We start from the raw sequence: 15,153 nt of genomic DNA on the forward strand, positions 1-15,153 counted from the left end.
TTCGCAGTTATTTTTCGCAAAATTCTCTCACTTTTCACGTACTTAAAGTCACAGAGTTACGGCAGCATTTGCCTTGCCCGGACCATTTTATCCAACAAAAGTAACTTTGGATGTAACGATGGCCCAGACTTCCGTACCTAAAGTAAGGATGAGCACTACAACGACCGTTACGAATAATGAAACAGTGTGGTAGAACTCCAAATCTCGGATTGCAAACAGAACCAACACCAACAGCGTAATTTTTAGTAACCAACTCCCAAGCACAACGGCCATCGTTGTGGACGGTGTGGTATTTGCAGTGAGCAATACGCTCACAGCAGTAAACAGCACGAAACTTCCCCCGATACCCGCGCCAAGAAGCACCCCCGATAATCCCGGCAGTCCCGCAATCGCACCCCAAAGCACGAGTGAAGCAATTGTCGCGATGATCAGTGCGCGAATTCCCAACCGCAACCCTCGTTTGAGGGGCAAACTATGATCCTCGTACGGTGATAGCCCCTCAGCGTGGTTGTGATTCTTCGCGCCACCAGGACCATCGCCCGTGTTATATCCCTTATTATTCGCTAGATTCATTTAATCTTTCCTGCCCCTATATCGTGGAAACTCTTTTACCTTTATTCACGGCTTCCGCCTCCCCATTTAACAGATCGCAATTGCTTCATCACAGTACGAACTATGTATGAAGCACGCTTGACCGCATTAAGTGGGTGGCTGATTGGACACAAATTTGAGTGCTCGATCGTTGCGACCAAGTTTTCCAGCCTTTAACGGAATCATCGTCACAAGACCTGCTATCAGAAGCGCAAACACCGTCCCAGCCAGCGCTATCCAGGCTGGAACGACAGAAAAACTCACTGCACCAAATGCGACTACAGCAACCCAAAGGTACAACACCAAAACTGTCCGCCGGTGCGTGTGCCCGAGCGATAGCAATCTATGATGAATATGCTGCTTATCCGCCGCCATCGGCGATTGCCCACGAGCTACCCGGCGCACCACAGCGAGAATAAGATCCAATACCGGCACAAAAACCGCTGCCAACACAACAATGAATGGGGAAACCAGCGCCACCACATCTGCTGCACCGTATAAGGACATATTAATCTTGCCGCTCGCTGAGGTCGCCGCCGCCGCCAACAATGTACCAATCAGCATTGAGCCGGAATCACCCATAAATATCCTTGAAGGCTCAAAGTTATGAGGCAAAAATCCCGCACAGATACCGACCAAACCCGAGGCGATGATCGCTGGTGGATATGCCGAAACTGCTCCGCCTTGGTCATATAACACCGTCAGGGAAAACACTAAGATCGCGCCTCCCGCAATCATTCCCAAACCAGCTGCTAAGCCATCCAAACCATCTACAAAATTTATGGCATTAATAAGCATCACGGTAAACAACACAGTCAAGATTAGAGACTGGACTTGACCAAGTACGACCGTGGTTCCGTCCCCAATCGGCAGAAAAAGCAGCGTCCAGGTTAATCCCAACAGGCTCATCAAACAGGCTGCAACAATTTGTCCCACCAACTTGAGCACCGCAGTTAGCTCAAACAAATCATCCAACACGCCAACGATGACAATGGCAAAAGCCGACCACAGTACCGCCGTCATTTCCGGGGTCACTGGCATAAAACCGCGGTTCAACGCCGGTAACTGCATTGCGAGAGCAACCGCGAGCAAAAAGCCGCTGAACATAGCAACCCCACCGAGCCGGGGCGTTGGCTGAGTGTGCACATCACGAGCGCGGATTTCCGCTATGCGTCCGGAACGCACCATTACACTCCGAACCAGGCCAGTGATCAGAAAAGTCACGGCTGCTGCAACCAAAAGCACCAGTCCAAGTTCCCGTATCGGGATTCCCGCCGCCCCCATCAGTTTTTCTCTTTATGCAGTGCCTCCGGCGAAAGCCCAAGCACTTCTGCAATTCGGTCCGTACTAATTGCGCCCTCACGCAAAACCACCGGGTGCGGCCCCGACAGATCAACGATGGTAGAGGCTTGCCCCACAGGACTGTCACCATCATCCAAATAGACAGCGACATTGCGCCCAAGTTGCTTTTCCGCCTCAAACACCGATTTCGGCGGCTTCTGTCCAGAAATATTTGCCGAAGAAACCGCCATTGGACCAACTTCCTGCAGGAGCGATATAGCCACGGGGTGCAACGGCATGCGCAACATAACCGTTCCACGCGTATCGCCCAGATCCCAAGGCAGCGAAGGAGCCTGCGGGACGATAAGAGACAGTCCACCTGGCCAAAATGCTTCAATCAGGGTTTTGGTCTGTTCAGGGAATTCTCGGACCAGGCCCTGGACCGTCGCCCACGAACCAACGAGCACGGCTATTGGCATGTCTCGCCCCCGTTGTTTCGCCTCGAGTAACCGAGCGACAGCATCATTGTCAAAAGCATTACACCCTAGGCCGTATAGAGTGTCAGTCGGCATAACCACCAACTCGCCAGCACGTGCTGCCTCTACTGCTGCGCTTATTCCAGCGTTGCGTTGATTACTGTCATCGCAGGAATATGTTGTGCTCATTGCGCCTTTGCCTTTCTCATCCCTCACGTGATCGCTGTCGACTTTTCCGTGCCCACCCAGGCCGGACATGGCTACTCAAGATCGCTATATAGATGTCCCTCGGAGCCGCAGCCAATACGTGCTTAGTCTACGCGCTAAGATTTTACGCGTTTGGCAGCAGTCACAAACCGCTTCCTGCCGGTCAAATCAGCTAACGGGGTAACGGCACAAAGATCTGCTTCTGCTTTAAACACCTGGAGTGATTGTTCTGAAGTTGCATCGTCATGTTCGATACCTACTAAACCTCCAGGTCTTAATAAGCGCGCACATTGCACAGCGAGCCCATTAATAACATCCATCCCGCTCTCGCCGGCGAAGACGGCATCATCAGGATCCGCATACACCTCAGCATCTAACGTGTCATCGCGCGGAACATACGGAGGGTTGCACACTATGAGATCCACCTGGCCCGCAATGTCGGCTAGCAGCGTCGGATCGAGTACATCTCCGTCGACTAACTCATAATTGAGACCACAATGTTGCTGCAAGTTGTACAGATTTTTTTCTGCCCACCGCATGGCTCGTGAAGAATATTCCACGCCAATGACCCGGGCGGCGCTGAACTCGTGCGCAATATAAGCGGCAAGAGCGCCAGTCCCGGTGCACAGATCTAACACCACCGGGTGCTCGGAAGTAATGTCTCCGACAAGCTTGTCGACGGCCCATTGCGCAAGCACTTCCGTTTCTGGCCGTGGAATGAAAACGCCTGGCCCGACGAGCATATCCAGCGGTCCAAAGGGAGCAGATCCGATAATGTGTTGCAGCGGCTCACGACGTTCTCGCCGCTCAATTGCCGAAGCTAAACCTTTGGGAGCAGGTTCACGCAAATGAAGAAATACTTCAGCGGACCCTACAGCAAGATAGTGTCCCGCAAGTAAACGAGCCTCACCCGCGGCGTTTGCAATACCGGCAGCAGAGAAACGACGAATGGCTGAATGCAGCACCGCGTGTAGCGGTGGCTGCTTATCCGGCACCGGAAACTCCACGCGTTACTTCGCCTCTAAGCGCTCTGCACGTTCTTGATCCTGCAAAGCCTTGATCAAATCGTGCATGTCGCCATTGAGGACGCTATCCAAGTTACTGGCTTTGTATCCGATGCGGTGATCCGCAATCCGGTTTTCCGGCCAGTTATAGGTCCGAATTCGTTCTGAACGGTCCATCGACCGCACCTGCGAAGCTCTTTGTTCACCCGCTTCTTCGTCTGCTTTTTCCCGCTCAATCTGATCCAACCGCGCCTGCAGCACCTGCATGGCCCGTGCTTTGTTTTGGATCTGTGAACGCTCCTGCTGGCAGGTCACCACCAGCCCGGTCGGCAAGTGCGTGATACGAACTGCCGAGTCCGTGGTGTTGACTCCTTGTCCACCTTTGCCTGAAGAACGGTAGACGTCGATACGCAAGTCTTTTTCGTTGATGTCGACCGATTCTACTTCTTCCGGCTCCGGGTAGACCAGAACACCAGCCGCGGAAGTCTGGATGCGCCCCTGGGATTCGGTTACCGGCACGCGCTGTACACGGTGCACTCCGCCCTCATACTTGAAAAATGCCCAAGCGCCATCACGACCAGGGTTTTTCGCACGGAAAGAAATCGTCATATCTTTAACGCCACCGAGATCAGATTCATTCAGCGCAAGTACGTTCCAGGCAAAACCGGCCTTATCGGCGAAACGCTCGTACATGCGGGCAAGGTCGGCGGCGAACAATGCGGCCTCTTCCCCACCTGCACCAGCCTTGATCTCCATAATGATATCTTCAGAATCTTGCGGATCCCGCGGTGCTAACAGGTCAGCAAGCTTTTCCTGCAACTGTTCTACTCGTACCGCAAGTTCATCAGCTTCCGATTGAAAATCATGATCCTCGTAAGCCATCTCCCGCGCAGCTTCTAAATCTTCTTTCGCTGCGGTCAGCTCTTCATAGGTGAGCATGATAGGCCGCAATTCGGCATAGCGTTTCGAGAGCTTACCGAATTGTGCCTGGTCACCGGCAATTGACGGATCTGACATCTGGGCTTCAATGCCACGATATTCAGAAACGACATCGTCGACAAGTGATACCTCATTAGCCATTAATTAGTCCTCTTCTTCAAGCGCCGCTGCCATCGGAGCCGACGACGCAACCTGCATCAAGAATTCGCCATTCGACTTCGTCTTCCGCAGCTGTTTAATCAACAAATCTATAGCCTGGTGCGAATCCAGCGCGGACAAAATCCTACGCAGCTTCGTCATAATGCGCGCTTCTTCTGGCACCAACAGCAACTCGTCTTTCCGCGTGCCCGATGGGTTGACATCAACTGCCGGGAAGACACGGCGCTCGGAGATTCCACGGTCCAGCTTCAGCTCTGCGTTTCCAGTGCCCTTGAACTCTTCAAAGATCACGGTGTCACCAGTCGAACCGGTCTCCACCATAGCGGTCGCAATGATCGTCAACGACCCACCGTTTTCAATGTTGCGGGCCGCACCAAGGAATCGCTTCGGTGGATACAGTGCGTTCGAGTCGACACCACCCGAGAGGATGCGACCAGACGCTGGTGACGAATTATTGTATGCACGGCCCAGACGGGTGATCGAATCCAACAACACGACGACATCCTGGCCCTGTTCTACTAAGCGCTTAGCACGCTCAATAGCAAGTTCGGCAACTGCGGTGTGCTCTGAAGGTGGACGATCAAAAGTTGACGCAATGACTTCACCATTGACGTTGCGTTGCATATCGGTAACTTCTTCTGGGCGTTCGTCGACAAGCACTACCATCAGATAGCATTCCGGATTGTTCGTCGAGATTGCGTTCGCGATGTTCTGCAAGATGGTCGTTTTACCAGCCTTTGGTGGCGAAACGATCAACGCTCGCTGGCCTTTACCAATCGGCATGATCAAGTCAATCACGCGGGTGGTTAGAATCTTCGGCTCAGTTTCCAGACGCAGACGCTTATTCGGGTACAACGGCGTGAGCTTACTGAATTGTGGTCGCTGCTTGGCTTCTTCAGGGTGCAAACCGTTGACGGTTTCCACGAACACCATCTGGTTATACTTTTTCCGATTACGGCCTTTGCCATGTGACTGTCCGCCACCGGTCATTTTCACCTTGCCGGTGAGATAATCGCCAGTACGCAAATGGAAACGGCGAACCAAATTGGTGTTGACGAAAACATCAAGCGAACTCGGACGATATCCCGTAGTACGCAAGAAGGCAGCATTGCCATCGACTACTTCCAGAATGCCCGCGACTTCTTGCAGACCGTTATTGCGGTTGTCATTGTTACCGCCTTGGTCATTGCCACCATCGTGGTTATCCCCCTGATGATTTCCAGAGTGATCATTGCTTAACCCGTTATTGTCCCGGTTGTTACCACGATTCCGGTGTTCCCGTGAACCCCGGTTGTCGCGGTCGTCGCGGCCACCACGTGCATTGCGGTTGCGGTGGTCATGGTCAGTACGATCTTGGCGCTCAGATTGGCCACCCCGATCTGCTACCTCACCAACATTGTTGTCAGTACTGCTGTGGTCCTGAGAATCATTTTGTACCGCTTCCTGCTGGTGATTGTTTTCACCTAAACGACGAACACGCCGACCTCGACGCCCTCTCCGGGTGTTAGCAGCCGGGCTAGTACGTTGCACAACGGGCTGCTGACCGGGGTGCTGCTCCTGGTCTTGCGTTTGAACCGCTTCATCAACCTCCGACGCCTGTGTAGCCTGCAACGATCCGCGACGGGAATCATTGTCGTTCCGGCGATTCCGGTCATGTTCATGCTGCTGGTTGTGCTGGTTGTTGTTAGCGCGAGCTTTAGCACGTGCCCGGCGCGCACGGCGAGCTGCTGCAGGCGAAGGGGTCTCTTCCTCTTGTGCAGCACCAGGGGTGTTCTTGTCTAGACCCGGTTGTTGCTGCCCTTCTTTGCTGTCCCTAGCGTGATCGCCACCATCCACTGTGGCATCTTGCTTTACAGATACGGGCTGCTCAGTGTGCTCGGTTGAGGCAGGAGCTTCATTTTCAGGCGAATTCCGTACGCTGCCTGCTCCGGATTCCTGAGCGGCCAATCGCGCGGCACGCTGTGCTTCTAACTCGGATTTCTTCATTCGCGGCAACGGTTTCTCAGTGGATTTACGTGGCACCTTACCAGTTTCAATTGCTACGATCAGCTCTCCCTTACGCAGGGCAGTGATGCTTTTCAACCCTTTGGCAATGGCAAGCTCCCGCAATTCAGGAAGCTTCATGGAATACAGGTCTGGGTTGTCCGTTGTGCTCACGGATATCCTTTCGCGTCGATTTTTCTCGCGTGATTCAGGTAGCCCCGATAACCGGGGATCCCGGACTACAGCCTGGGTGCGGGCAGTGCGCAACGCGTGCGCGGAAGAGATTGTGAGATGCCTTGGCATCACTTCCGGCTGCTTGCTTTCTGCGCGCAACACCGTGGCAGTAGTGAAAAGTTAAAAGACTAATTCCAAATTTCTCATTCGGATCCCGCACGGCGAGATACCGCAGCATCTTCGCTCGGGCATTCCTGATTGTGAGAATTTAGAATAATCGTGCAGACGGTGTGAATACTCTGCCTACCGATTTCACGCACCAGTGTAGCGCACATCAATGTTTTTTCGTATTTACCCCCTAATGGAGCCATATTCCCATTCATTCTCTAACCTTTTACTGTCCCGCTAGGCATTATTCGGCAGCTACTATCTAATGCCTGCAGTCACCGCTAAAATTGGGCTCATGCTCTCGACGATGCAGGATCTGCCGCTGTCTGTGTCCAGAATTTTGGAATACGGTCGCAGCACGCACGCCACGACGAAGGTCACCACCTGGTCTCCGGATGGCCCCCAAGAAACGACTTTTAGCGCGATCGCGTCCCGGGCAGCGGCATTTGCGCACGCATTACGTACACGTTTTCAGATTGATGGCGACCAGCGGGTCGGCACCTTGCTTAATAACTGCGCCGAACATCTCGAAGTCATGTTTGGCGTGATGTCAATGGGGGCGGTCTTCGCTCCACTCAACAAGCAGTTGATGCTGGATCAATTAACGCACATCGTCAATCACAGCCACACCGAGATGCTGGTCGCCGACCCGCGGATGATCAACCAAGTGCGAAAGATTACAGAAGAGGCGCCGTGTGTACGCACCGTGGCTTTCATTGGTTTACCAAGGCCTAATGAGCTCGCGGATTTCGCGGAGCAGTTACCAGCTCATATTTCGGTGTATTCCTATGAATCCCTATTAGATGGCCAACCAACCACTTTTGATTGGCCAATAGTTGACGAGCGTGATGCTACCGCGCTGTGCTATTCGACAGGCACAACTGGAGCACCGAAAGGCGTGGTCTATTCACACAGAGCAATCTACTTAGCAGCACTACAACTGCGTACCACTGATTCTCTTGCCATCACTCATGGCGAATCATTTCTGTGTGGTGTTCCGATCTATCACGTGTTGTGCTGGAGCGTCCCCTTTGCTGCTTTTCTATCCGGCGCTCCCTTAGTACTCCCCGACGCTGACACCTCTGCACCAACACTCGCCACGATCATAGAAGCAACACACCCGAGACGCGCGAACGGCGTGCCCAGCCTCTGGATCCAGCTGATGGTGCACTATCTGAAGAATCCACCAGAGCGGATGTCGCTGACAGAAATATTCGCTGGAGGCTCCCCAGCGCCACCGTCGTTGATTAAAATCTGGGAGGAGCGCTACGGTGTCGATGTCGTCCATGTCTGGGGAATGGCGGAAACTACCACCATAGGCACTGTTTCGCGCCCACCATCAGGCGTATCTGGAGAAGCGCGCTGGGGATACCGGATTTCGCAGGGGCGTTTTCCGTCGATGCTGGAATACCGCGTAGTAAACGACGGAGAAATCGTGCCGAACACCGACCGCAATGAGGGCGAGATCCAAGTTCGGGGAAATCTGGTTACTGGATCATACTTCCATTCTGCTGCAGAAGCGTCCAACGGAACCGCAGCGGAATTCCGAGGCCAAGATGTCGCCGATGATATTGATGCCGCTCGTAACAAGTTTACTGACGACGGCTGGTTACGGACTGGCGATGTGGGTTCCATCACCAAAGATGGTTTTTTGACGGTATCCGACCGTGCCCGGGATGTGATCAGATCCGGCGGCGAATGGATTTATTCCGTTGGGCTGGAAAACATGGTGATGGCTTCCGACAGGGTTGTGGAATGTGCCGTAATTGGCTACCCAAACCCGAAATGGAATGAGCGCCCGCTAGCAGTCACCGTGCTACACGCTGGTGTACCACGCACCGAAGCTACAGCCAGTGAACTGCGCAATTACCTTCGCGAATCGCTGCCGAATTGGATGGCACCGGAATATTGGGCTTTTGTCGATTCCATCGATAAGACCTCCGTCGGCAAGTTCGACAAAAAAGATCTCCGTGAGCACCTCGAAGCTGGTCGCTTGGATATCATTGCCTTGCCAGGTCCTGGTGTGCGCATCGAGCAAAAAGATGACACAGAAGATTCAAAACTCACCGATGGTACATCATGATCATTCCCACTGTCAGACTCATTGTGCCTGCCGCACAGGGATATTAAAATAGGAACTAATATGTCCACATCTGTTGCGCTGCCTGATCCTACTACCCCTCCGACCTCGCCTGTGCAGGATATCGCTAACGATCTTCCTGCAGCCAATGCCGACGGCACCCGTCTACTCCTTGATCGTTACGGGCGCACCGCGCGCGACCTACGCGTTAGTCTCACAGACAAATGTAATTTACGCTGCACTTACTGTATGCCAGCCGAAGGCCTGCAGTGGATGCACAATAGCGCAGTGCTTGCCGACGACGAAGTTATCCGTTTAGTTCGCATCGCCGTGGAAAAACTGGGGGTTCGAAAATTACGGTTCACCGGTGGCGAGCCCTTACTGCGTAAATCCTTGCCCAGCATCATCGAACGCAGCAAGGCCTTGACAACGGATACCGGGGATGCGCCAGAAATCGCCCTGACTACCAACGGGCTCGGGTTAGATAAGCGCGTAGCTAGTTTGTCAGCTGCCGGACTAGATCGAATTAACATATCCTTAGACACCATCGACAAGGCAAAGTACACGGCCCTAACACGCCGTGACCGTCTGGATCATGTGCTGCGCTCAATCGATAAGTGTGCCGAAGCTGGTTTAAGCCCTATCAAAATCAATGCCTTGGTAATGAAAGGCGTCAATGAAGACGACGTCGTCGATCTCGCGGCTTTCGCACTCGATAAAGGGGCGCAGCTGCGATTTATCGAGCAGATGCCACTAGGACCACGCGAGGCCTGGTCCCGGGAAGATATGATCACCGCCGACGAAATACTAGCGAAGCTGCAATCGTCGTTTATTATGACACCGGCAAAACAACCACGTGGTTCTGCCCCTGCTGCCTTATGGGATGTGTGGAAAAATGCAGATCGTAGCGTGCACCGAGGAAAACTGGGCATCATCAGTTCAGTCTCCTATCCGTTCTGCGGAGACTGCGACCGCACTCGTCTAACCGCAGACGGGGCAATCCGCACGTGCCTATTTAGCAACCGCGAAACTCAGTTACGCGATTTGCTTCGTGCTGGTGCCAGCGACGACGAACTAGCCACAATCTGGGCAGCTGCCATGTGGGAAAAACTTCCTGGCCACGGCATCAATGACGAAGGCTTTTTGCAACCTGCACGGACAATGTCTGCTATCGGTGGTTAAGGTGGCGACACAATAATGATTACTTCTTCAGTCTCGGTTGCAGAACACCTCAAGCGTGTACGTGAACTCGTACAACCGACCAAGCCCCAGCGCTTATCGGTAGAGGAAGCTCATGGATGCTACCTTGCGCAGACTGTGCAGGCCCGCGTCGCTATCCCCTCTTTCCACAATTCCGCGATGGATGGTTTCTTGGTCCATGACAAAGATCTTTCTGGATCTGGCCCGTGGACGCTGCCGGTATCCGGCGAAGTTGCGGCCGGCGGGCTTCCACAAGAAGTTGTGCCAAATCAAGCCCTTCGCATTATGACGGGGGCCCCGATTTCCGGGGATGCAAAATCATTGCGGGTGATTCCGTCAGAATTCACGGACGCATCGCTAGGACCCGCACAATTACCAACACAGGTAACCATCCACGAGGCACCAAAGAAGCGACATATCCGGTTGCGCGGTGAAGTAGTAACACCAGGCGAAGACATCGCTCACCCCAACACACTTATCGACGCTGGGACCCTGGCATTTTTTCTCACCGCTGGTGTCTCTCACGTGTCGGTATACCGTCGCCCGCAGGTTGCTGTGATTTCTTCCGGAGATGAATTAGTTTCCACCGCCAACGTTGGTGCCGCAGCTACTAACAATGTCTCGAACGCTGCCGGTGTTGCTACCGGTGTCGGCACCGCAGATGAAAATGCGGATTACCGCATTGCAGATTCCAATGGCCCAATGGTTGCCAATTTGTTGGCTGAGCACGGCCCAGTCGACGTTCGCCGATTCCACGTCGGCGATGGAACCGACAAGCTCACTGCGCTTCTCGACGAACTTACGTCGTCAAGCGCACAGCCAATAGATCTCATCGTTACCACCGGTGGGATCTCACAAGGCGCTTTCGACGTGGTCAAAGCTGCCGCTGTAGATTCCCCAAACGCGGATTTCTGGTTCGGAAACGCAGCACAGCGGCCCGGTTCACCACAAGGCGCTGGCCTCTGGAATGGCACGGCTGTCGTAACCCTACCGGGCAACCCTGTTGCTGCCTATGTCTCTGCGACGGTATACGTACTTGCCTGCCTATATATTTTGCAGGGTCGCGTAACCTCCACCCCAGCCGAGGCCAGGAGCACAACCAAGTGGTGGCCACACTGCGCTGCCTTGGTTCACGCTCACCCAACCCTGCCACTCCCGAGGCCTGGAAAAACCCAATTGGTACCCGTCCAGGTCGTTCCTGCTGACACCGGATTGCTCGCGGTTCCAAATACCGGAGGAAATCCCGGTTCACATTTCGTCAGTGCACTCATAGGAATCGACGGTCTAGCAGTGATTCCGCCAGCAGAAGACGTAGAGCACCCTGATTCCCCTGGAATGGCAACCGTACTCGGCTGGTCTCGTTAACATCTTGATAGGAAGCGAAAATACATGAAACAACCCCCGCATTTAGACAGTTCCGGCAACGCCTACATGGTCGATGTGACAGAGAAGAAACCAACTGTTCGCGCAGCAACCGCTGTAGCTTCTGTTGTGTGCTCCAAGGAGATTCTGGAAGCCTTACGCAATGGAACCGTCCCCAAAGGTGATGTCTTCGCTGTCGCACGTATCGGCGGTATCTCTGCTGCGAAACGGGTTCCAGAACTGCTCCCATTGGCTCACACAATCGGGGTTCACGGGTGTGAGGTTTCCCTAGATTTGTTGGAAGATCGCCTGCGCATCGAAGCCACAGTACGCACCGCGGACCGCACAGGCGTGGAAATGGAAGCCCTCACTGCGGTCAACGTTGCCGCACTCAACGTAATCGACATGGTCAAAGGCGTCGATCGGAGCGCATATATTAGCAACTGCGCGATCATTAAGAAATCCGGTGGCCGTTCCGGCGACTGGTCTCGCCCGGAGCCGCAATAGGTCACAAAAACACCACCACGTAAAAGCTATGACCAACGCAAATCAGCCAGAAATTCTTGCCGACGATTCCCCCGCCTACGACGACCTTGCCGTCATTATTTTGGCCGGGGGCCGTTCAGAGCGGATGGGCGGAATTGATAAATCCACGATCCGTCTCAACGGTACCCGGTTAATAGACCATCAACTTGCGGGTGTGCTGTCACTCGGTGTTGAGAAGCAAGCGATCGTGATCGTTTCCACCAAACAGCTAGCTGCAGAAATCTCGCACACTGCAGAAAATCCAGCCTTCGGTGGGCCATTAGCCGGGATTTCTGCAGGATTATCAGCAATTCCGACAGGTGCACAACGTGTAGCAATCTTGAGCGTAGACGCGCCGGACTCGTGGCAGCTACTACCCGCACTTATGGCTGAACTGACACGGCATACGGAACGGGATGCAGCAATCATTGAAGATGCGGCGGGAATCGCGAACCCATTGTGTTCAGTTTGGAAACCGGAACGCCTGCAGGTTAATCTCGCAGAAATTGGTACTGCGCACAACAAGCCAGCCCGTGCTTTAGTGCGTCACGCAGATTGGATTGGCGTCGACGGTGGCGGGCTTGAGGTAGATTACGACAGTCTCGCTGAGTTGAAAGTACGTGGCGCGGTAGAGCTACCTACAGATAATTCCCGCTAAATTTGCACGACTATGTGCTTCTATACTCTGCAGTTACTCGAGCTTGCGGTTCTGCAGAAGAAGTTTATTCAGCCTGCCGCGTGAGCCAGCCGTCAATCCCACCACGCAAATTTCCCAGGCGGGTCATACCCGTCGCCTGTAGGTACGCGATTGCTTGGCTTGAACGCTTACCTGCTGCACAATAAATGACTACCGGGTGCTGTGGATCATGTGCACGAACGGTGCTGATGACTTGAGCTGCGACAGTCTCACCGGCGATTACAGAACTCGCTTGCTCACCAGGGCGCTGAGCACTGCCGTTAAAGGTCGATAGCGGGATATTTAATGCACCAGGAACCGAGTATTCAGCATATTCATCGGGTTCACGGACATCAATGACCACAGCATCCTCTGGAATGTCATCGACCACTAGGCCTTCTTCGAGCTGATTTCCGGGCTCCTCATTAGCGTCTGCCCTTATAGGACCGCTAGACAATACAGACTCACGCGTGATTGCATTAGCTCGTACTGGGATATATTCCCATTCCCCCAACAGCGCGTCGAAGTAACCCAGACGCCCTGATAGCGGCTTTCCAATGCCTGTGAGTACTTTTATTGCTTCTAACGCCATAGCCGAGCCCACCACTCCGACCACTGGTCCCAGCACTCCTGCTTGTGCGCAAGAAGGAACCGAACCAGGCGGTGGCGGCGTAGGAAAAACATCCTCATAAATTGGACCATCGCCTAAACCGAACACTGAAACTTGTGCGTCAAATCCCAGAATTGAACCCCATATATGCGGGATTCCGCTGCGCAATGCAGCCCACGAAATAAGGTATCTGGCACCTAAGTTATCGGTGCCATCTATCACCAGATCAGCCCCAGCAAAAATCTCCCGCGCGTGTTCCCTATCTAGTTCAGCATTGATGACAGCAACCGCTATATGTGGGTTCAGGGTTTTGATAGTATCCCTCGCCGAAGCAGCCTTCGGGGTACCGATTGTCTCAGTGGTGTGGATAATCTGACGGTGCAAATTAGATAACGAGACTTCATCACCATCAATGATGGTTAGCGCGCCTACCCCTGCAGCGGCCAGATACAGCAGCGCTGGAGAGCCTAATCCACCGGCGCCAACCACAACGACGTGCGAACCAGCTAACTTTTCTTGTGCTTGTCGGCCAAAACCGCGCAAGCTAAGTTGTCGCTGATAACGCGCAACCCATTGCGGATCAAACTCCATGTACTCTTTGCCTCCCTAGTGATGCTGTCTCCCTTATGACGTTATGACGATTCACCGTCTAGTCCAGGCCGACCCATTGCGTTGAGCCATCAGTAAGAAATTGTTCTTTCCAAATTGGCACTGTAGCTTTGACACGATCTGCCAATTCAGCACAAGCAGCAAATGCTTCCTTACGGTGTGCACTCGCTACCACAACGGCGAAAGCCAGCTCTCCGATCCCAAGCTTGCCTGTGCGATGCGCAGCCCACAGGCGCACATCCGGGTACTCGGCGGCAATGTCAGCGACGACATTTGACAATTCCTTCTCGGCAGAGGGGTGCGCGGTATACACGAGCTCGTCGACCGAATGTCCGTGGTCATGATTGCGGATAATACCGTCAAAAGTAACAACAGCCCCGGCAGTCGCATCGGGCACCAATCGCTGCGCTTGTTCGCGTAATGGCTCCAACGGCTCGTCAGTAAGGGCAGTACCGATGATGTGCGCGTTTAGCGTGCGCTCTCTCGCTTGGTCCGCCGCAGCTGTGGGTTCTCCAGAAGAATTAGGAATGATGTTTGCCATGATTGGTGACTTGGCGTCCTTTCAAAATATTAATTGCATGGACCAACACGTCTTCTAGCACCTTGACGCCGTCGCGCACTCCTCCCGGTGAGCCAGGCATAGCCATCACGAAGGTCTGTCCCACAGTGCCTGCTAGTGCACGAGATAGTGTTGCAGTCGGCGTTTTTTCCAGACCTTTTGACCAAAACGCGTGTGCAATACCAGGCAGCTCCCGATCCAGATGTGCTTGGATCGACTCAATCACCTGATCATCTGGACTAATTCCTGTTCCACCTGACGTTAAAATCACGTCAGGCCTGTCAGAACTAGCGAAAATTTCAGCAATAACAACGGATATATCTTTATCCGCGACCACGCGTGCATCCGGGGTGCAAAAGCCTTGCTCCCGTAAAAATCTCACAGCAATGGGGCCGGATTCATCAGTGTAGAGTCCGGCTGCGGCACGAGTCGAGGACACCAGCACCAATCCTCTAGGTGCAGGATGCCCAGCATGCTCTGTATTTTGGTCATGCCCAAACTCAAGGGAATCTGCAGTATCGCTACGCGCCATGCTGGCCTTTCTGCTGTA

14 protein-coding genes are annotated in these 15,153 nt (G+C 53.6%); 5 read left to right on the forward strand and 9 right to left on the reverse strand.

Features of this window, described 5'->3' with window-relative positions; genetic code table 11:
- Positions 1-87: 87 nt before the first annotated feature.
- The 6 genes from HMPREF1292_RS09140 to rho all read right to left on the reverse strand — a co-directional run bounded on the left by HMPREF1292_RS09140 (position 88) and on the right by rho (position 6,814).
- Complete coding sequence (locus tag HMPREF1292_RS09140; protein WP_023019635.1) at positions 88-573, reverse strand: hypothetical protein; 486 nt, start codon at positions 571-573, stop codon at positions 88-90.
- Between the two features lie 126 nt (positions 574-699).
- Positions 700-1,875 (reverse strand): glycosyltransferase family 4 protein, encoded by a 1,176-nt coding sequence (locus HMPREF1292_RS09145; protein ID WP_023019636.1) that lies wholly within the window; start codon positions 1,873-1,875, stop codon positions 700-702.
- Positions 1,875-2,537, reverse strand: a complete 663-nt coding sequence (locus HMPREF1292_RS09150; protein WP_034645264.1) for an L-threonylcarbamoyladenylate synthase — start codon at positions 2,535-2,537, stop codon at positions 1,875-1,877. Before HMPREF1292_RS09150 ends, HMPREF1292_RS09145 begins: the two co-directional genes overlap by 1 nt.
- Positions 2,538-2,671: 134 nt before the next feature.
- Positions 2,672-3,562 carry a peptide chain release factor N(5)-glutamine methyltransferase gene (gene prmC / locus HMPREF1292_RS09155; RefSeq protein ID WP_156912286.1) on the reverse strand — a complete coding sequence of 297 codons (891 nt, stop codon included), beginning with the start codon at positions 3,560-3,562 and terminating at the stop codon, positions 2,672-2,674.
- Positions 3,563-3,565: 3 nt separating this feature from the next.
- On the reverse strand, positions 3,566-4,639 hold the full coding sequence (gene prfA, locus HMPREF1292_RS09160) for a peptide chain release factor 1 (protein ID WP_021353094.1): 1,074 nt from the start codon (positions 4,637-4,639) through the stop codon (positions 3,566-3,568).
- Between the two features lie 3 nt (positions 4,640-4,642).
- Positions 4,643-6,814 carry a transcription termination factor Rho gene (rho, locus tag HMPREF1292_RS09165; protein WP_023019639.1) on the reverse strand — a complete coding sequence of 724 codons (2,172 nt, stop codon included), beginning with the start codon at positions 6,812-6,814 and terminating at the stop codon, positions 4,643-4,645.
- A 463-nt stretch (positions 6,815-7,277) separates the two neighbouring features.
- On the opposite strand from rho, the gene HMPREF1292_RS09170 reads away from it, so the two are divergent.
- Genes HMPREF1292_RS09170 through HMPREF1292_RS09190 form a run of 5 tightly spaced genes read left to right on the forward strand, consistent with a single transcriptional unit; the run spans position 7,278 to position 12,807 of the window.
- Positions 7,278-9,065, forward strand: coding sequence for a long-chain fatty-acid--CoA ligase (locus tag HMPREF1292_RS09170; RefSeq protein ID WP_034646146.1), 1,788 nt, complete (start codon positions 7,278-7,280; stop codon positions 9,063-9,065).
- 60 nt (positions 9,066-9,125) lie between these two features.
- Positions 9,126-10,244, forward strand: a complete 1,119-nt coding sequence (moaA, locus tag HMPREF1292_RS09175) for a GTP 3',8-cyclase MoaA (protein ID WP_023019642.1) — start codon at positions 9,126-9,128, stop codon at positions 10,242-10,244.
- A gap of 15 nt (positions 10,245-10,259) precedes the next feature.
- Complete coding sequence (locus tag HMPREF1292_RS09180) at positions 10,260-11,627, forward strand: molybdopterin molybdotransferase MoeA (protein ID WP_023019643.1); 1,368 nt, start codon at positions 10,260-10,262, stop codon at positions 11,625-11,627.
- A 24-nt stretch (positions 11,628-11,651) separates the two neighbouring features.
- Positions 11,652-12,131: a cyclic pyranopterin monophosphate synthase MoaC gene (moaC, locus tag HMPREF1292_RS09185; RefSeq protein ID WP_021353089.1), complete on the forward strand. Its 480-nt coding sequence runs from the start codon at positions 11,652-11,654 to the stop codon at positions 12,129-12,131.
- Positions 12,132-12,159: 28 nt separating this feature from the next.
- The gene (locus tag HMPREF1292_RS09190; RefSeq protein ID WP_023019644.1) at positions 12,160-12,807 is read left to right on the forward strand and encodes a molybdenum cofactor guanylyltransferase; all 648 of its coding nucleotides are present in this window, start codon (positions 12,160-12,162) and stop codon (positions 12,805-12,807) included.
- A gap of 64 nt (positions 12,808-12,871) precedes the next feature.
- On the opposite strand, the gene HMPREF1292_RS09195 is transcribed toward HMPREF1292_RS09190, so the two are convergent.
- Genes HMPREF1292_RS09195 through HMPREF1292_RS09205 form a run of 3 tightly spaced genes read right to left on the reverse strand, consistent with a single transcriptional unit; the run spans position 12,872 to position 15,135 of the window.
- Positions 12,872-14,026, reverse strand: coding sequence for a ThiF family adenylyltransferase (locus HMPREF1292_RS09195; protein WP_023019645.1), 1,155 nt, complete (start codon positions 14,024-14,026; stop codon positions 12,872-12,874).
- 58 nt (positions 14,027-14,084) lie between these two features.
- The gene (locus HMPREF1292_RS09200) at positions 14,085-14,585 is read right to left on the reverse strand and encodes a molybdenum cofactor biosynthesis protein MoaE (protein WP_023019646.1); all 501 of its coding nucleotides are present in this window, start codon (positions 14,583-14,585) and stop codon (positions 14,085-14,087) included.
- Positions 14,566-15,135 (reverse strand): MogA/MoaB family molybdenum cofactor biosynthesis protein, encoded by a 570-nt coding sequence (locus HMPREF1292_RS09205; protein WP_023019647.1) that lies wholly within the window; start codon positions 15,133-15,135, stop codon positions 14,566-14,568. Before HMPREF1292_RS09205 ends, HMPREF1292_RS09200 begins: the two co-directional genes overlap by 20 nt.
- Between the last annotated feature and the right edge of the window lie 18 nt (positions 15,136-15,153).

This window comes from Corynebacterium sp. KPL1995 (genome assembly GCF_000477935.1).
Lineage (GTDB): Bacteria > Actinomycetota > Actinomycetes > Mycobacteriales > Mycobacteriaceae > Corynebacterium > Corynebacterium pseudodiphtheriticum.

Coding starts and splice junctions, on each gene's coding strand:
- HMPREF1292_RS09195 (WP_023019645.1), bottom strand. CDS start 14,026: ATGGAGTTTGATCCGCAATGGGTTGCGCGTTATCAGCGACAACTTAGC.
- HMPREF1292_RS09180 (WP_023019643.1), top strand. CDS start 10,260: ATGATTACTTCTTCAGTCTCGGTTGCAGAACACCTCAAGCGTGTACGT.
- HMPREF1292_RS09150 (WP_034645264.1), bottom strand. CDS start 2,537: ATGAGCACAACATATTCCTGCGATGACAGTAATCAACGCAACGCTGGA.
- HMPREF1292_RS09205 (WP_023019647.1), bottom strand. CDS start 15,135: ATGGCGCGTAGCGATACTGCAGATTCCCTTGAGTTTGGGCATGACCAA.
- HMPREF1292_RS09170 (WP_034646146.1), top strand. CDS start 7,278: ATGCTCTCGACGATGCAGGATCTGCCGCTGTCTGTGTCCAGAATTTTG.
- moaC (WP_021353089.1), top strand. CDS start 11,652: ATGAAACAACCCCCGCATTTAGACAGTTCCGGCAACGCCTACATGGTC.
- HMPREF1292_RS09200 (WP_023019646.1), bottom strand. CDS start 14,585: ATGGCAAACATCATTCCTAATTCTTCTGGAGAACCCACAGCTGCGGCG.
- HMPREF1292_RS09140 (WP_023019635.1), bottom strand. CDS start 573: ATGAATCTAGCGAATAATAAGGGATATAACACGGGCGATGGTCCTGGT.
- HMPREF1292_RS09190 (WP_023019644.1), top strand. CDS start 12,160: ATGACCAACGCAAATCAGCCAGAAATTCTTGCCGACGATTCCCCCGCC.
- moaA (WP_023019642.1), top strand. CDS start 9,126: ATGTCCACATCTGTTGCGCTGCCTGATCCTACTACCCCTCCGACCTCG.
- prfA (WP_021353094.1), bottom strand. CDS start 4,639: ATGGCTAATGAGGTATCACTTGTCGACGATGTCGTTTCTGAATATCGT.
- HMPREF1292_RS09145 (WP_023019636.1), bottom strand. CDS start 1,875: ATGGGGGCGGCGGGAATCCCGATACGGGAACTTGGACTGGTGCTTTTG.